At 45.7% G+C, this 17,091-nt stretch carries 16 protein-coding genes; all 16 read right to left on the bottom strand.

What is annotated here, in order from left to right:
- Window positions 1-60: 60 nt before the first annotated feature.
- The 16 genes from glmS to O9X78_RS17945 all read right to left on the bottom strand — a co-directional run bounded on the left by glmS (window position 61) and on the right by O9X78_RS17945 (window position 16,979).
- Window positions 61-1,890, bottom strand: a complete 1,830-nt coding sequence (gene glmS / locus O9X78_RS18020) for a glutamine--fructose-6-phosphate transaminase (isomerizing) (protein WP_269621107.1) — start codon at window positions 1,888-1,890, stop codon at window positions 61-63.
- Window positions 1,891-1,938: 48 nt separating this feature from the next.
- Window positions 1,939-3,309, bottom strand: coding sequence for a bifunctional UDP-N-acetylglucosamine diphosphorylase/glucosamine-1-phosphate N-acetyltransferase GlmU (gene glmU, locus O9X78_RS18015; RefSeq protein WP_269621106.1), 1,371 nt, complete (start codon window positions 3,307-3,309; stop codon window positions 1,939-1,941).
- 114 nt (window positions 3,310-3,423) lie between these two features.
- Window positions 3,424-3,849, bottom strand: coding sequence for a F0F1 ATP synthase subunit epsilon (locus tag O9X78_RS18010; RefSeq protein WP_269621105.1), 426 nt, complete (start codon window positions 3,847-3,849; stop codon window positions 3,424-3,426).
- Window positions 3,850-3,887: 38 nt separating this feature from the next.
- Complete coding sequence (gene atpD / locus O9X78_RS18005) at window positions 3,888-5,285, bottom strand: F0F1 ATP synthase subunit beta (protein WP_269621103.1); 1,398 nt, start codon at window positions 5,283-5,285, stop codon at window positions 3,888-3,890.
- 57 nt (window positions 5,286-5,342) lie between these two features.
- Window positions 5,343-6,209: a F0F1 ATP synthase subunit gamma gene (gene atpG / locus O9X78_RS18000; RefSeq protein ID WP_269621102.1), complete on the bottom strand. Its 867-nt coding sequence runs from the start codon at window positions 6,207-6,209 to the stop codon at window positions 5,343-5,345.
- Between the two features lie 53 nt (window positions 6,210-6,262).
- Window positions 6,263-7,807 (bottom strand): F0F1 ATP synthase subunit alpha, encoded by a 1,545-nt coding sequence (gene atpA / locus O9X78_RS17995; RefSeq protein WP_269621101.1) that lies wholly within the window; start codon window positions 7,805-7,807, stop codon window positions 6,263-6,265.
- A gap of 31 nt (window positions 7,808-7,838) precedes the next feature.
- Window positions 7,839-8,375 carry a F0F1 ATP synthase subunit delta gene (locus tag O9X78_RS17990; protein WP_269621100.1) on the bottom strand — a complete coding sequence of 179 codons (537 nt, stop codon included), beginning with the start codon at window positions 8,373-8,375 and terminating at the stop codon, window positions 7,839-7,841.
- A gap of 12 nt (window positions 8,376-8,387) precedes the next feature.
- A complete protein-coding gene (locus O9X78_RS17985) occupies window positions 8,388-8,858 on the bottom strand; it encodes a F0F1 ATP synthase subunit B (RefSeq protein ID WP_269621099.1) in 471 nt (156 codons plus the stop codon).
- A gap of 53 nt (window positions 8,859-8,911) precedes the next feature.
- Window positions 8,912-9,151, bottom strand: coding sequence for a F0F1 ATP synthase subunit C (gene atpE, locus O9X78_RS17980; protein WP_008253083.1), 240 nt, complete (start codon window positions 9,149-9,151; stop codon window positions 8,912-8,914).
- Window positions 9,152-9,194: 43 nt separating this feature from the next.
- Window positions 9,195-10,133 (bottom strand): F0F1 ATP synthase subunit A, encoded by a 939-nt coding sequence (gene atpB, locus O9X78_RS17975; RefSeq protein ID WP_269621097.1) that lies wholly within the window; start codon window positions 10,131-10,133, stop codon window positions 9,195-9,197.
- A gap of 38 nt (window positions 10,134-10,171) precedes the next feature.
- Entirely contained in the window at window positions 10,172-10,591 is a 420-nt protein-coding gene (locus O9X78_RS17970) for an ATP synthase subunit I (protein WP_269621096.1), read from the bottom strand.
- A gap of 244 nt (window positions 10,592-10,835) precedes the next feature.
- On the bottom strand, window positions 10,836-11,771 hold the full coding sequence (locus tag O9X78_RS17965) for a ParB/RepB/Spo0J family partition protein (RefSeq protein WP_269621094.1): 936 nt from the start codon (window positions 11,769-11,771) through the stop codon (window positions 10,836-10,838).
- Entirely contained in the window at window positions 11,764-12,585 is an 822-nt protein-coding gene (locus O9X78_RS17960; protein WP_269621093.1) for a ParA family protein, read from the bottom strand. Before O9X78_RS17960 ends, O9X78_RS17965 begins: the two co-directional genes overlap by 8 nt.
- A gap of 37 nt (window positions 12,586-12,622) precedes the next feature.
- Window positions 12,623-13,249 (bottom strand): 16S rRNA (guanine(527)-N(7))-methyltransferase RsmG, encoded by a 627-nt coding sequence (rsmG, locus tag O9X78_RS17955; RefSeq protein WP_269621092.1) that lies wholly within the window; start codon window positions 13,247-13,249, stop codon window positions 12,623-12,625.
- Window positions 13,250-15,142 (bottom strand): tRNA uridine-5-carboxymethylaminomethyl(34) synthesis enzyme MnmG, encoded by a 1,893-nt coding sequence (mnmG, locus tag O9X78_RS17950; RefSeq protein WP_269621091.1) that lies wholly within the window; start codon window positions 15,140-15,142, stop codon window positions 13,250-13,252.
- A 358-nt stretch (window positions 15,143-15,500) separates the two neighbouring features.
- Window positions 15,501-16,979, bottom strand: coding sequence for an ATP-binding protein (locus O9X78_RS17945; RefSeq protein WP_269621090.1), 1,479 nt, complete (start codon window positions 16,977-16,979; stop codon window positions 15,501-15,503).
- Window positions 16,980-17,091: the final 112 nt, after the last annotated feature.

Raw genomic sequence — 17,091 nt, 5'->3', positions numbered from 1 at the left:
CGTCTAGTAGACGCGCAAAGAGATATGAATGGGAAAGTAGAAATAAATGGCGTCCGAAATTTACTCGACCGTAACTGATTTCGCTAGATTACGCGGTTGATCTACATCCGTTCCTTTCAATATAGCAACGTGGTAAGAAAGTAATTGTAAGGGAATAGTATAAATTATCGGAGCGATAACATCGTTAACGTGGGGAAGCTCGATAATATTCATGCCCTTAGCAATTTTGAATCCCGCAGCTTTATCACTAAAAACGAATAACTGGCCGCCACGCGCTTGAACTTCTTCGATATTTGATTTTAATTTCTCTAATAATTCATCATTCGGCGCCACAGCAATAACAGGCATATCTGCATCAACCAACGCCAGCGGCCCGTGTTTCAGTTCACCAGCCGGATAGCTCTCTGCATGGATATACGATATTTCTTTTAGCTTTAATGCGCCCTCCATCGCGACAGGCCATTGCGCTCCGCGCCCCAGGAATAGTGCATGATGTTTTTCTGCAAAGGCATTAGACATTTTTTTAATATCTAAATTTAATTCTAAGGTTTCTGCCAGCAAATCAGGCAGCGCATGTAGTGCAGCAACGATGTCTTCTTCTTGCTCACTGCTCATATCATGATGGCGACCAAGAGCAACTGTCAAAAATAAGAGTGCGACTAGTTGCGTGGTAAATGCCTTTGTTGAGGCAACGCCAATTTCTGGCCCGGCCTCCGTCATTAGATACAGATCAGATTCGCGAACCAATGAACTTTGAGCAACATTACAGACGGTAAGCGACGCGGAATAGCCTAGGGTTTTAGCCAGTCTTAACGCAGCTAGCGTATCCGCTGTTTCACCCGATTGAGAGATCGTAATGAATAGCGTATTTTCTTGAACTTTAAACTTCCGATAGCGAAATTCGCTAGCGACTTCAACGCGACATGGCACGCCAGCCAAACCTTCTATCCAATACTTAGCAACCATACCGGCGTGATAGCTTGTACCACAGGCAACTATCTGTACCGAGGAAATGTTTTTTAATATCTCACCCGCATGCGAGCCCATCGCTTCTACAAGAATTTTTTTACTGCCCAATCGACCCGCTAAAGAACGTCGAATAACTGATGGCTGCTCGTAAATTTCTTTGAGCATAAAGTGTCGGTAATGGCCTTTATCCACTGACTCGGTGGCGGCATCTATTTGGGTTATATCGCGAGATACTGGAGTAAATTCAGCATCGAATATGGTGTATTGATCAGGCGTTATTTCAGCAATATCACCCTCTTCCAAATACACAAAGCGATCCGTTACCTGACGTAACGCCAATTGATCAGAGGCTATAAAATTCTCACCAATGCCGATACCGATAACTAAAGGACTTCCTTTTCTGGCGCAGATAATTTTTTCCGGTTCGCCTGAATGGATAACCGCGAGACCATACGCGCCGTGTAAATCCGCAATCGCTAATTTAAGTGCGGCCATCAAGTTCTGAGTGGTTTGATAGTAGTGATGTATTAAGTGAACAATGGTTTCGGTGTCAGTTTGTGATAGAAAAACATAATCTAACTTTTTCAGCCGCGTTCTTAGCTCCGCGTGATTTTCTATAATACCGTTGTGAACAAGGGCAATGTTGCCAGAGATATGGGGGTGTGCATTTTCTTCGGACGGCTGACCATGAGTAGCCCATCGCGTATGCGCAATACCGACACGGCCAAGCAAGGGGCTCTCAGTGAGCTCTTCGGACAGTATCTCTACCTTGCCCACTCGTTTGCGATTTTGTATCTGGCCATTTGGATCGATAATCGCCATGCCAGCAGAGTCGTAGCCACGATATTCAAGTCGACGCAAACCTTCCAATAAAATACCGGAAACTTCACGTTGTGCTACCGCACCTACAATGCCACACATAAGGACTATCCTTTTTGATTCTTTCTTTTCTAACGCAAATAGCAGAAATCAGTCGCGAGGTATTTTTACCGGCCGTTTCCACGTACTGATATTACGCTGCTTTGCGCGAGCTATGGCTAATTCGCCCTCGGCAATATTGCCAGTAATTGTGGAGCCTGCCCCGATCGTTGCGTTCTTACCCACTGAGACTGGAGCAACAAGCGCAGTATTGGAACCCACAAAGGCGTTGTCTGCTATTTCTGTTTTAAATTTGTTCACACCATCGTAGTTACAGGTGATAGTACCGGCACCCACGTTCACATCACGTCCGATTTCGGCATCGCCGATATAGCTGAGATGGCTAACTTTACTATCTTCGCCAATATTCGCCTTCTTGGTCTCAACAAAATTTCCAATTTTCACTCCGTTTGCTAGCACCGTTCCGGGTCTAAGGCGTGCAAAGGGCCCGATTGAACAACCCTCAGCTACAACAGTGCCTTCAATAACGGAATTGGATTTTACCTCGCAGTTTGCGGCGATTGTGGCGTTTATTATGTGACAGTTAGGGCCAATAGAAACGCCGTCACCCAAGACAACATCACCTTCAAAGACACAGTTTATATCAATAAAAACGTCTTCACCGGTCTGCAAAGTGCCTCGAATATCGATTCTTCCGGCATCAGCTAACGTTGCGCCGTTTGTCATTAGCATATCTGCGGCTTGCTGTTGGTAGTAGCGTTCTAGTAGCTGTAATTGTTGACGGGTATTCGCGCCCTGCACTTCCATTGGGTGACTGGCATGACAGACATTAATGTTCATATTTTCTGCGACTGCCATCGCGACGATATCCGTTAGATAGTATTCGCCCTGCGCGTTATTCGCTTGAAGCTGCGGTAACCAGCGTTTTAGATTCTTTGCCGAAGCAGACATAATGCCGGTGTTAACTTCCTTAACAATTAGTTGCTCTGGTGTCGCGTCTTTTTGTTCAACAATAGCGACAACCTTCTTTCCGTCATCACGGATAATGCGACCATAGCCAGTGGGGTCATCTAGGTTAACCGTAAGCAAGGTCAACGCATCGTCCGCTTTATCTGAGTGGAGTTTGCGAATTGTTTCAGGTGAAATTAAGGGCACATCTCCATATAGTATGAGCACTTGAGCTTTATCTGAAATTGCGGGAAGTGCCTGAGCAACAGCGTGACCTGTGCCTTTTTGCTCAGCCTGTAGCGCCCAAAGAACATCTATTTGTTTTACGCTGTCTTTTACGACTGAAGCGCCATGACCAATAACAATATGTGTCTTATCTGCACCCATTTTTTCTGCAACATCAATGACATGACGGAGCATACTTTTGCCCGCAACTTCGTGAAGTACTTTAGGTCGTTTGGAACGCATCCGGCTTCCCTGACCTGCGGCGAGAATCACTACTTCTAGTGTCATTATGTAACCTTTGGCTCTTACGTATATGTTGAAGAAGGGAATGTAGCGCGAAATAGTAACGGAAACAAAAAAGGGCGGCCAGAGCCGCCCTTTTCTTAATACGCTAAAGCCGTATTATTTACTCAGTGACTTACGGATTTGCTGCAAGGTCCGAAGTTGAGCTGTTGCTGCTGCTAACTGTGCCGCTGCTCTGGAGTAGTCGATATCGCCACTCTGATTTAGCATAGTTTGCTGAGCATGTTTTTGCGCTTCTAGCGCAGCGGCCTCGTCGAGATCGCCAGCACGAATAGCAGTGTCTGCAAGAATACTGACCACATTGGGTTGTACTTCCAGAAAACCACCAGATACGTAAAAAATCAGCTCTTCGCCATCATCTAGCACAAGACGTACTGGACCTGGCTCTAGCGATGTCAGCAACGGTGCGTGACCATAAGTCACACCCAGGTCACCCTGAGTACCGTTTGCAACAAGCAACTTAGCACGACCAGAAAACAACTCTGCTTCAGCACTAACGATGTCACAATGGATAGTCATAGCCATATTTTAGCCTCTCAGGCGTAAAGCTCGCTTGCGCGAGCTTACAGTTTAGCTGCTTTTTCGATTGCTTCGTCGATGGTACCAACCATGTAGAAGGCCTGCTCTGGTAGGTGATCGTAATCACCGCCAAGAATGCCTTTAAAGCCAGCAATGGTATCTTTCAAAGATACATACTTTCCTGGGCTGCCGGTGAAGATTTCAGCAACGTGGAAAGGCTGTGACAAGAAACGCTCAATTTTACGTGCACGTTCTACAGTGGTTTTGTCTTCTTCAGACAATTCGTCCATACCAAGGATCGCGATGATGTCTTTCAGCTCTTTATAGCGCTGAAGAACGTTCTGTACGCCGCGAGCAACTTCGTAATGCTCAGTACCGATGATCAGCGGATCCAACTGACGAGAAGTCGAGTCCAGTGGATCTACCGCTGGGTAAATACCTTTAGCAGCGATATCACGGCTCAATACAACAGTAGAGTCTAAGTGAGCAAAGGTGGTTGCTGGCGATGGGTCAGTCAAGTCATCCGCAGGTACGTACACCGCTTGGATAGAAGTGATAGAGCCTGTCTTAGTCGAGGTGATACGTTCCTGAAGAACACCCATCTCTTCAGCCAGTGTAGGCTGGTAACCAACCGCAGATGGCATACGACCCAATAGTGCAGATACTTCGGTACCAGCAAGGGTGTAACGGTAGATGTTATCAACGAATAACAGTACGTCACGGCCTTCGTCACGGAATTTTTCAGCCATAGTCAAACCAGTTAGTGCAACGCGCAAACGGTTGCCTGGTGGCTCGTTCATCTGACCGTAAACCATCGCTACTTTAGATTTGCTAAAGTCTTCAACGTTTACAACGCCCGCTTCCTGCATCTCGTGATAGAAGTCGTTCCCTTCACGAGTACGCTCACCAACACCGGCGAATACTGACAAACCGCTGTGCTCGGTAGCGATGTTGTTGATCAGTTCCATCATGTTTACGGTTTTACCAACACCCGCACCACCGAACAGACCAACTTTACCGCCTTTAGCAAACGGGCAAACCAAGTCGATTACTTTAATACCTGTTTCGAGCAAGTCAGATGACGCGGCTAACTCTTCGTAAGCTGGTGCTTTACGGTGAATAGGCATGCGCTCTTTTTCACCAATCGGTCCACACTCATCGATTGGGTTGCCAAGTACGTCCATAATACGGCCTAGGGTTTCAATGCCCACAGGTACCATGATCTTTTCTTTGGTGTTGTTTACGCTAAGACCACGACGCAAACCTTCAGAAGAACCTAGGGCGATGGTGCGAACTACGCCGTCTCCTAATTGCTGCTGCACTTCCAGGGTCAGACCGCTGTCCGTAACCAACAGTGCATCATAGACCTGTGGTACCGCATCGCGTGGAAATTCCACGTCGATAACGGCGCCGATAACTTGTACGATACGTCCGCTACTCATGTCCGGTTCCTCTTAAAAACCTAAATAATCAAATTCTGTTTAAGCAGTGCAAAACGCTTACGACGATACCGCCGCAGCACCACTTACAATTTCCGACAGTTCTTGGGTAATCGCTGCCTGACGCGCTTTGTTATATACCAACTGCAGACCATCAATAATATCGCCAGCGTTGTCGGTCGCATTCTTCATTGCGATCATTCGAGCGGCTTGTTCACATGCGCCGTTCTCAACAACTGTCTGATATACCTGTGACTCTACGTAGCGGGTCAGCAAGCCTTCTAACAACTCTTCTGGACCGGGTTCATAAATATAATCCCAGTGATGTTTCAAGCTGTCGTCTTGCTCGGCTTCCAAGGGCAGTAACTGGCTGACGAAGGGGCTTTGAGTCATGGTGTTCACAAACTCATTACCAACCAAATACAAACGATCGATGTTGCCGTCTGCATACGCGTCTAACATAACTTTCACACTGCCAATCAAATCTGCAACGCTAGGTGATTCGCCCATGTCCTTTGCAGCAGCTACCACGTTACCGCCGTGGCTTTTGAAAAATGCGCCGGCCTTGCTGCCGATCAAACACAGATCAATTGCTACATTTTTTTCAGACCAGCCCTTCATGCTTTTAATAGCTGCTTTAAACACATTGGTGTTTAAACCACCACAAAGACCACGGTCAGTAGACACAATCACGAAACCGACGCGTTTAACTTCCCGCTCAGTCATGTACTGATGACGGTACTCTGGATTTGCATTGGCGATATGACCCACCACAGCGCGCATACGCTGTGCATAGGGTTTACCCACTTCCATGCGATCTTGAGCTCTACGCATTTTACTCGCCGCAACCATTTCCATGGCGCTAGTGATTTTTTGCGTGCTCTTGATGCTGGAGATCTGGGTGCGTATTTCTTTTGCACCTGCCATGATTCAACAATCCTCAAGCAGAAAAGCTGCGCAGTAGTGCGCAGCTTAACGTCTTACCAAGTCTGAGTTGCCTTGAACTTTTCAACGAGTTCTTTGAACTTGCCTTCCAGTTCCGCGTTCCAGTTACCACTGTCGTTGATTTCTTTCATAACCGCAGCGTATTCACTGTTGGCGAAAGACAAGATTGCAGATTCAAAATCAAGAACCTTAGCAACTTCAACGTTTTTGAAATGGCCTTCGTTGGCGCAGTACAAAGACAGACCCATATCAGCAATGCTAAGGGGGCTGTATTGTTTCTGTTTCATCAGTTCGGTAACGCGCTCACCTTGCGAAAGCTGCGCTTTAGTTGCTTCATCAAGATCAGAAGCAAACTGAGAGAACGCTGCCAATTCACGGTACTGAGCAAGTGCGGTACGAATACCACCAGACAATTTCTTAATAATCTTAGTCTGTGCTGCACCACCAACCCGCGAAACCGAAATACCGGCGTTCATTGCAGGACGAATACCTGCGTTGAACATGTCAGTCTCGACAAAGATCTGACCGTCGGTAATAGAGATAACGTTGGTCGGTACGAAAGCCGATACGTCACCTGCTTGGGTTTCGATAACAGGAAGAGCTGTTAATGAACCTGTTTTACCTTTTACTTCACCGTTGGTGAATTTTTCAACGTAGGCTTCTGATACACGCGCCGCGCGCTCAAGCAAACGAGAGTGGAGGTAAAAAACGTCGCCAGGATAAGCTTCGCGACCCGGTGGACGACGCAATAACAGAGAGATTTGACGGTAGGCCCAAGCCTGCTTGGTCAAATCATCATAAATGATCAGTGCGTCTTCGCCGCGATCACGGTAGTACTCACCAATAGTACAACCAGTAAACGGTGCGATGAACTGCATAGATGCTGGATCAGAAGCGGTAGCGGCAACAACAACAGTGTGGTCCATTGCGCCGTGCTCTTCTAACTTACGCACAACGGCTGCGATAGAAGATGCTTTCTGACCAATTGCTACGTACACACATTTAATACCAGACGCTTTCTGGTTAATGATGGCGTCGATCGCAATCGCTGTTTTACCAATTTGACGGTCACCGATGATCAGCTCACGCTGTCCGCGACCGATTGGTACCATGGCGTCAACCGCTTTCAGACCAATCTGAACTGGTTGGTCTACCGATTTACGCCAAATTACACCAGGTGCAACTTTTTCTATCGCGTCAGTCAGTTTCGCGTCAATTGGGCCTTTACCGTCGATAGGGTTACCCAGTGCGTCAACAACGCGACCTAGCAATTCCGGACCAACCGGTACTTCTAATATACGACCAGTACACTTACAGGTTTGGCCTTCGGCGATACCAAGGTAGTCACCTAGAACCACGGCGCCTACAGAATCGCGTTCAAGGTTAAGTGCCATACCAAAACGGCCACCTTCAAACTCGATCATTTCGCCGTACATCACATCGGTCAAACCGTGGATGCGTACGATACCGTCAGATACCGATACTACCGTGCCCTCGTTCTGGGCTTGCGCAGACACATCTAAGTTGTCGATGCGCTGTTTGATAATATCGCTAATCTCGGATGGATTCAGTTGCTGCATGCTCTGTTCCTCAATCCTATTCTTTAAACGCTCAGGAATTTAATGCTTCAGCGAGTTTCGCCAAGCGACCGCGCACCGAGCCATCTATCACCAAGTCACCTGCTCTTATCACCACGCCGCCTAATAACTGGGCATCTACGTGAGAGTGAACATTTACTTGGCGAGCCAATTTCTTACTTAAAACTTCGGCAAGATGCTTCTCAGAGGCTGTGTCCAACGCAAACGCGGTGGTCAATTCTACATCCACGGTCTGCTCTTGGATGGCCTTCTGCGCCTCGAACAACTCACTGATAGTCGGAAGCAGACTCAGTCGTTTATTCTCTGCGAGAATCTTGATGAAATTTTCGCCGCCAGCATTAAATGTATCGCCACAGACATCAATAAATGCCTGTGCTTGCTGAGCGGTTGTCATCGCCGGAGAACCCAGAACTTTCTGGACGCCCGACTGCTGAGCAACTGCTGCTGCGGTATTCAGCATTGCTGACCATTCGGCCAACGCTGAAGATGCCAATGCATGCTCGAAAGCCGCTTTGGCATAGGGTCTAGCTGTTGTGCTTAATTCCGCCATGATCAACCTCGCTTAAAGGCTTGCGGCCAGCTTGTCGACCATGTCTTTATGAACAGACTCATCGATAGATGCTTCAAGCACTTTTTCAGCACCCACTAAAGCAAGCTTGGCAACTTGTGAACGCAGCTGTTCTTTCGCGCGGTTCACGTCTTGCTCAATCTGTGCTTCGGCAGCTGCTTTCAGGCGTTCGCCTTCAGTTCGTGCTACGTCTTTCGCTTCTTCAACGATCTGGCTGGCACGTTTATTAGCTGCATCAATAATGCCTGATGCTTCTAATTTGGCTTCGCGTAATTGCTTAGTCGCCTTTTCTTGAGCTAACTCAAGATCACGACCCGCGCGATCCGCAGCATCCAGACCATCAGCGATTTGCTTTTCACGCTCATCCATCGCTGTACGAATGGCACCCCATACAAATTTGTAGGAGAACCATACAAAGAACAGAAAGCTGATCGATTGTCCAATCAGTGTGAGATTAATATTCACGCCGATACCTCTGCTGTATGAATTTGCTGTTGGTGTTTTTTAGCTGCGTGCAATTACGCTGGCAGACCTGGAACAACAACGAACAGTACGTACATCGCAATACCAACGCCAATCATTGGAACCGCATCAAGCAGACCAGCGATCAGGAACATTTTACCTTGCAGCATTGGTGCTAGTTCTGGCTGACGTGCTGAACCTTCCAGCAATTTGCCACCCAAAATTGCAAAGCCAATTGCCGTGCCCAGTGCGCCAAAACCAATCATCAACGCAACAGCGATCAATGCTAAACCCATGGTAGTTCTCCTACTTTCAACTTTAAGTTAATAAAAATGGTAATTAGTGAAACTGGTCTTCTTCTTCAATTTGATGCGCCGTTGCCATGTAAACAATGGTAAGCACCATAAAGACGAAAGCTTGTAGTGTGATAACTAGGATGTGGAATACCGCCCACGCCCACTGCAATACACCGGCGAATATACCAAGTACCAAACCAGCACCAAACATAGTCGCTATCAAGATAAATATCATTTCGCCGGCATACATGTTGCCGAATAGTCGAAGACCTAAAGAAATCGGTTTAGAAATCCAAGAAATTGCTTCCAGTGCGAAGTTAATCGGCACTAGTAAAATATTGACGTACCATTTTGGGCTGTGGAATGGGTGCAATGTCAGTTCTTTAACAAAGCCCATAAAGCCTTTTTTCGCAATAGTGAAGTACACCATCAATCCGAACACGGTGAAACCCATACCTAAGGTTACATTTGGATCAGTCGTTGGTACTACTTTAAAGAAGAAATGCGGATTACCGGTAACCCAACCCATGAAGGCAGGAATCCAGTCTACTGGCACCAAATCCATGGTGTTCATTAGAAGAATCCACATGAATATGGTTAATGCCATTGGCGCAATCATGGCGTTTTTGTGGTGAAAACCATCTTTTACGGTTTGATCAATAAAACCAATGATCATTTCAAGCAGGTTTTGAGCACCACGTGGAACGCCGCTGTGAGCGCGCTTAGCAATGCGTGAAAATATTACCAAAAACAAAAAACCCAAACCGATAGACCACAGCATCGAGTCAACATGAATAGCCATGAACCCCATTGCAGACGCTTCAGCTCCGCTATGCGCGATTGTCCACGTATCTTGGCTCAATACTTCATGTACGTGACCAGACTCGTCAAGACGTTCAAAACCGGCTGGCAATTTGCCATAGGTCAAATTGGTAAGATGGTGCTGGATATACCCAACGGTGGATTGCGATTCACCTGCCATGTGTCACTCTCGTATAAGTTAACGCGTTGACCAAATTTTCAAATCTTTTTACCAAGCCCAGCATAGCGGGCAAGTATTACAGCGTTTAGCAGCATAACGATTAGATATGCGATAAATAAAACAAACACCTGTAATGGCTGAACTAACGCAAACGTTGCTGCGAACATTGCTACTGTTGTCACGAATTTTCCGGATTCACCTCGATAAAAAGACCGAGTGACTTCACGTGCGAAAGCCGCGCCAGCGTAACGAAATACTTGGCGCGCGAAATAAGCATTCGGCACAACGGAAATCATTCCCCCGATAACTGCGGAATAGGCCGTAACCTTATCCAGGGGAATCAGCATGACACTGGCTAGTAGCACAAGCGCGCATTGAAAACCGTATATTTTCAGTATCGGCGGTGTGGGTACTTTATGAACAGCTCGCGGAATTCTCCGCTCATTTTCTGCTGTCATAGTGTCACCGCTATTGCCAAAAAAGGCCGATTTAGTGCTCGTACTGCTTGTCCAAAAAACGGGGCGAATTATAGGGGTAATATGGTTAATGTTCAACCGATTTAAGTGCTTATGAATTATATGTCATATATTCACCAAATCTATTTAACCCCTAACAATCAATAATTTATCTAAATTCCATCACTACTTTTTAATTAAAAGCACTACATAATGTAGGGTTTTATTTCACTGTGCACAAAATACGCTATTTTATGTGATTTAAAATACCGTCTAGCTCATCAAGGTTTGTATATTTAATCGTTAGAGTCCCGCGGCCTTTTGCGGTGTGCTGAATGGATACTGGCGAGCCCAAGCGTTCAGATAAACTTTCTTGGAGTTGTTTTATATCGGGATCAAGTGCGACCGACTTTGTCGATTTTCCTTGCAGCTGTTCTTCTGCCAAACGTCTAACCAGTGCTTCTGTTTGGCGTACAGACAGACCTTTGCTAACTACTGTCGATGCCGCTGCGGATTGCTGCTCTTGAACCACACCGAGTAGGGCCCGCGCATGCCCCATTTCTATATCGCCATTTTCTAACAGCCTTTGAACTTCTTCTCTAAGCCCGGTAAGACGAAGTAAATTGGTGATTGTAGTTCGAGATTTACCCACCAACTGCGCAATTTCAGCGTGTGTTAACTCAAATTCTTTCTGTAAACGCACCATGGCTAATGCTTCTTCCATGGGGTTTAGATCTTCGCGCTGTAAATTCTCAATCAGGGCCATGGCAGCGGCAGCTTCGTCCGCCACATCGCGGATTAAAGCCGGTACCGAATCTAATCCTGCTAATTGAGATGCGCGCCAACGACGCTCGCCAGCAATAATTTCGTAGCGACCACCTTCAATAGGGCGAACCACAATCGGTTGCATAATACCCTGTGAACGTATTGAATTCGCCAGCTCTTCTAACGCTTCTGGCTGCATATCTCGGCGCGGCTGATAACGACCACGCTGCATAAACTCCACGGGAAGGTTACGCAAGGTACCGTCGCGCGATTCTGCCGTTGCGGCGTCTGAAGCAGCAGTAGTCTCAACACCTTGAGCCGTATTTGTATTATCCAAGTCGGTGTTGATAGCTACCGGTGTTGCCGACGCACCCAATAACGCGTCAAGCCCACGACCTAATCCTCTTTTTTTAACCATGAATCTGTTCAGCCTGTGAGTTAGTGCTTACATCAGCCCCAGTTTCTACTGCCGCCGCTCGACGTAGTACTTCCCCGGCTAATGCCAAATACGCCAACGCGCCCTTAGATTGCTTATCATAAAATAATATAGGCAAACCGTGGCTGGGTGCTTCCGCTAAGCGGACATTGCGAGGAATAACGGTACTGTAAACCTTATTCCCAAAGTGGCGCCGTAACTCGTCAGTCACTTGATTAGTCAAACCATTACGCCCGTCATACATGGTGCGCAAAATACCCTCAATTTCTAGCCCGGGGTTTATTAATTGTTTTACGCGATTAACGGTATTGATCAAGGCGCTCAAGCCTTCTAATGCGTAGTACTCACACTGCATCGGAATTACGACACCGGTTGAAGCCGCGAGAGCATTCACTGTAAGCATGTTTAATGATGGCGGGCAATCTATCAAAATATAGTCATATTGGTCAGCAACCATGGCGAGTGCTTCCCGCAGGCGAAACTCTCGACCAATTTCGTTTATTAATTCAACTTCCGCCGCAGTCAGATCTTGGTTTGAGGGTAGAATAGAAAACCCACATTCTGGGGCATATACCACACATTCACTGATGGGTTTACTGGCAACCAGCACGTCGTATACCGAATACTCAAGGCTACTTTTATCAATACCACATCCCATTGTGGCATTACCTTGAGGGTCAAGGTCGACTAAAAGAATCCGACGTTTCGTTGCGGCTAAGGACGCGGCCAGATTCACGCTGGTCGTCGTTTTACCGACACCACCTTTCTGATTGGTAATTGCGTATACCTTGGCCACAGGGATTTTCCTTAAGTTTTACTTTGAAACCAGTGGTTCAGCCGCGAGCAAGCACCAAAAGATGTCTCGCTTCGTGTACATTTGGCACTGACAACGAGTAAGAATGCTCGACGATAAAGTGTTTTGGAAGTTGACTCAACTCCGACTCTGGAAAAACTCCCTTCATCGCATAGAGGCAACCATCTGGCTTTAAGTGATTTTCGCAGCCGTTCACCATATCAAGCAACGACGCGAAAGCCCGCGACAATATACCATCGTAAAGCGCATCTGGCTGAAAAAGCTCAACACGCTCGGAATGAATACTCACATTGTGAAGCTTAAGCTGTTGACGCGCCTCAATTAAAAAGCGCGTTTTTTTGCCGTTGCTGTCCAATAACGCAAATTGCTTTTCTGGAAACAAAATCGCCAACGGTATACCGGGTAAACCCGCACCCGTACCCACATCCAGCCAACGTTCAGCGGTGATATAGGGCGCAATGCTTAAGCTATCCAAAAGGTGCTTGCTCACCATCGCGCGGGGATCTCTAATCGCGGTGAGGTTGTATGCACGGTTCCATTTTTGCAATAAATTCAGATAGTCGATCAATAAGTTACATTGTTGATCGCTAACCACTAACTTTAAGGCTGCTATTCCGTTTTGCAGCTCTTGCCTAATGCCGTCCACTCAGGCGGATTTCCTATCTAACAGTCCACGTTTTTTCATGTAAATCAATAGTAAAGACACAGCCGCAGGCGTTACACCGGGAATTCTTGACGCCTGCGCCAAGGTTTGCGGACGGGTATTGCTGAGCTTCTGTTTTACTTCGTTCGACAAGCCTTCTATGTTGCTGTAATCAAATTCTATGGGCAACCGAGTATTTTCGTAGCGACGCAAACGATCTATTTCATCTTGCTGTCTATCGATATAGCCAGCATATTTCACACCTATCTCTATTTGCTCAGCAACTTGCTCGCTAACGGCATTTTCTGGACTTTCTACCAGCGGAGCTAGATCTGCATATTTGAGTTCAGGTCGTTTAAGCAGCTCTAATAAGTTGTACTCATGACTGAGCGGCCTTTCTATTTTTGCTTCCAACGAAACAGCTGCTGCACTGCCTGGCTGCACCCAAAAACCAGCTAATCGCGAGCGTTCATGTTCTATATTTTCTCTTTTCTCAGAAAAAGATGACCACCGCGTATCATCGACAAGACCAAGTTCACGACCTTTTTCAGTTAAGCGCTGGTCGGCGTTGTCCTCTCGCAATAACAGACGGTATTCCGCCCGAGAAGTGAACATTCTGTAGGGTTCACGAGTACCCATGGTGATTAAGTCATCGACTAGCACACCAATGTAAGCTTCATCTCGACGTGGGCACCATGCTTCTTTGCCTTGTGCCAATAGCGCGGCGTTAGCACCTGCCAGTAAACCCTGTGCCGCCGCTTCTTCGTACCCCGTAGTGCCATTAATCTGGCCAGCAAAGAACAAACCCGAGATAAATTTGGTTTCCAGAGAATACTTTAAATCACGCGGTTCAAAAAAATCATATTCAATGGCATAGCCTGGGCGGGTCATATGCGCATTCTCAAACCCTTTTATCGATCTAACCAGATTCAACTGCACATCAAATGGAAGACTTGTGGATATGCCATTAGGATAGAGTTCATGAGTATTTAAGCCTTCTGGCTCGATAAACACTTGATGGGAATTCTTATCAGCAAAACGGTGGACTTTATCTTCAATCGACGGGCAGTAACGGGGGCCAATACCTTCGATTACACCGGTGTACATTGGAGAGCGATCTAGTCCGCCACGAATAATCTCGTGTGTTTGTTCATTAGTGTGGGTAATCCAACAACACATTTGCTCTGGGTGTTGTCGCTGATTACCTAAATACGACATAACTGGGCGCGGTGTGTCTCCCCATTGAGCTTCTAGACCGTCAAAATTAACTGATTTAGCGTCGATTCGTGGTGGAGTACCTGTTTTTAGGCGGTCAACGCGAAATGGTAGTTCTCTCAATCTTTGTGCTAAAGCTAACGAAGGCGGATCACCGGCTCTACCGCCACTGTGATTATCTAAACCTATATGGATCTTTCCACCAAGAAAGGTTCCCGCGGTTAATACGACAGCTTTAGCGAAGAAACGTAGTCCGATATTGGTTACAACACCGCGTATTTCTTCATTCTCAACAATTAAATCGTCTACGGCTTGTTGGAAAATGGCCAAATTTTCCTGATTTTCTAAAATTGAGCGTATTGCGGCTTTGTAAAGCACTCGGTCAGCTTGCGCGCGAGTAGCGCGAACTGCTGGGCCTTTACGCGCGTTTAGTACTCTAAATTGAATACCACCAAGGTCAGTAGCTTTAGCCATAGCGCCACCTAAGGCATCAATCTCTTTTACGAGATGACTTTTGCCAATGCCCCCAATCGCTGGGTTACAAGACATTTGACCTAGGGTTTCGATATTGTGGGTCAATAATAGGGTTGCACAGCCCATACGAGCAGCCGCAAGGGCTGCCTCTGTACCAGCGTGACCACCACCGATGACTATAACGTCGAAATGCTGCGGATAATCCACGAGACACCTAATACGAAGTAAATGAGAAGGAGCGAAATTATACGGGTATCCCTGAGTCCTGCAATGAATTGGTGAATATTTAATCAGTTATGTTTTCTTTATAATTAATGTTTATATCTCTTTAAATTATCTTAGTTCTTTATACTTAATATAATTATTAAGAAGCACTATTTTGTTAGTAACTATATTAAGTTATTGAATTTAAAAAAATTTGTTAGATGATAACTTGGTGTTTTATCCACAAGTAAGGTGTCAGAATCGTGCTGAACTTCGGTGGATGAATTGTGGGTAAGTTGGCACTTTAATTTTACTTGTGGGTAACTGCCATTTCTCGGGCTAGTTATCCACATCCTTAGGCCTAGTTTATGCTTCCGTTTGTGGATAGCCAGAACGTGATTTTGTCTTTTAAGATATTGAGTGAGACAGGTTTACTTAAAAAGTCATTCATTCCAACAGCAAAGCAGTGATCTTTGTCCTCTTGGAAGTTATTTGCTGTCAAAGCAATAATAGGAAGGCTAGAAAACGCTGGATTTAGGCGAATATATTTGCAGGCCTCGTAACCATCCATGATTGGCATTTGTAGATCCATCAGGATGATATCAATCGAGTGATCATTTAACTGTTTAAGGCACTCTTCTCCGTTATTTGCGGTAATGGCTTCCATGTTCCAGCGTTTAACAATGTTTGCCACTAGCATTTGATTTACAGGATTGTCCTCGACAATAAGTACTTTTTTGCCATTCAGACTATCTGTGGTCTCGTTGATATCGGTTTGGGCATGAATACATTGTCGTTCGTAAGCGCAAACCCATTGAACAGTGAACTGCGTACCCACCCCTAGTTCACTTTCGAAACTGATCTTTGCTTCCATGAGTTCGCAGAGTCTTTTAACTATTGCTAAACCGAGTCCTGAGCCACCATAGCGACGGTGATTAGATCCATCTGCTTGGCGAAAGCTGTCAAAAATTATTTGGTGATCATCCTGGTTTATACCGATTCCTGTGTCGGTTACGACAAGGGTTATTTGCTGTCGATTAGAATCAATTTCTTTACCGTGAAGAGTAATTGTAATGTTTCCGTCATGAGTGAATTTAACGGCGTTAGAGACAAGGTTTAAAATGATTTGCCTAATTCTCGTGTCGTCGCCATAAACTTTGATACCGTTTAGTTCCGAGCCGACACTGTATTTAAAATCAATACCTCTATTTTTAGCATCAAAAGCAAGCGGAGTAAGTAATAGATCGAATAGAAGCGCCGGAGAATAAAGACGATTAGCGAGTTTTAGATCGCCCTTTTCGATTTTAGAGAAGTCCAATATATTGTTGACGATATTGAGTAAGTGTTCACTAGAATTTTTGGCTATTTCTATGTAGTTGTTCTGTTCTTTATTTAATGGTGTCGTTGATAAAAGTTGTAACATACCGAGCGCACCATTCATTGGCGTTCGAAGTTCGTGGGTCATTGTTGCTAGAAATAAGCTCTTTGCATGATTAGCAGCCTCGGCTTCAGTTTTTGCTATTTGCAATTGAGCAAGCCGATTCGTTAACTCCAGTTGCTGTCCTTCTAAGCTTGTTGCCATTTCATTAATATGATTTTGAAGCTCTGCCAGTTCGCCTTCACTTTTTACTACTAAACGACTGCCTAATTTTCCTGCGGCTATATTTTTTGTAAAAATATTAATATCTGCCAATGGTTTCGATAACCTACGACTAATGATATAGGCTATAAGAATACAAAAAAATATTGATATAGCCCCAATAGAGCTAGATACTATTATTATTTTCTTTTGTAATTTAGATAATTGTTCTTGAGATTGCTCAATAGGTAATCCTCCCATTTTTAGCTGATGCTCAAAGTAGAAGTTAAGCAGCCATCAATGGTGGCTTCCCATTGTTGGCTTTATGGGGGCGTTCATGATTGTAAAACCAAAGCCACTCGGTTGCATACTC

It is taken from the genome of Zhongshania aquatica (assembly GCF_027257955.1).
GTDB classification, from domain to species: domain Bacteria; phylum Pseudomonadota; class Gammaproteobacteria; order Pseudomonadales; family Spongiibacteraceae; genus Spongiibacter; species Spongiibacter aquatica.
Note: the sequence above shows the minus strand (reverse complement) of the source record. Positions and strands in the feature narration are given on the sequence as shown.

Excerpts from the sequence above, each read along its gene's own strand:
- atpG (WP_269621102.1), bottom strand. The coding sequence starts at position 6,209 with ATGGCAGGTGCAAAAGAAATACGCACCCAGATCTCCAGCATCAAGAGC.
- atpB (WP_269621097.1), bottom strand. The coding sequence starts at position 10,133 with ATGGCAGGTGAATCGCAATCCACCGTTGGGTATATCCAGCACCATCTT.
- O9X78_RS17945 (WP_269621090.1), bottom strand. The coding sequence starts at position 16,979 with ATGGGAGGATTACCTATTGAGCAATCTCAAGAACAATTATCTAAATTA.
- O9X78_RS18010 (WP_269621105.1), bottom strand. The coding sequence starts at position 3,849 with ATGGCTATGACTATCCATTGTGACATCGTTAGTGCTGAAGCAGAGTTG.
- atpD (WP_269621103.1), bottom strand. The coding sequence starts at position 5,285 with ATGAGTAGCGGACGTATCGTACAAGTTATCGGCGCCGTTATCGACGTG.
- O9X78_RS17965 (WP_269621094.1), bottom strand. The coding sequence starts at position 11,771 with ATGGTTAAAAAAAGAGGATTAGGTCGTGGGCTTGACGCGTTATTGGGT.
- glmS (WP_269621107.1), bottom strand. The coding sequence starts at position 1,890 with ATGTGTGGCATTGTAGGTGCGGTAGCACAACGTGAAGTTTCCGGTATT.
- O9X78_RS17970 (WP_269621096.1), bottom strand. The coding sequence starts at position 10,591 with ATGACAGCAGAAAATGAGCGGAGAATTCCGCGAGCTGTTCATAAAGTA.
- glmU (WP_269621106.1), bottom strand. The coding sequence starts at position 3,309 with ATGACACTAGAAGTAGTGATTCTCGCCGCAGGTCAGGGAAGCCGGATG.
- atpE (WP_008253083.1), bottom strand. The coding sequence starts at position 9,151 with ATGGGTTTAGCATTGATCGCTGTTGCGTTGATGATTGGTTTTGGCGCA.
- atpA (WP_269621101.1), bottom strand. The coding sequence starts at position 7,807 with ATGCAGCAACTGAATCCATCCGAGATTAGCGATATTATCAAACAGCGC.
- O9X78_RS17990 (WP_269621100.1), bottom strand. The coding sequence starts at position 8,375 with ATGGCGGAATTAAGCACAACAGCTAGACCCTATGCCAAAGCGGCTTTC.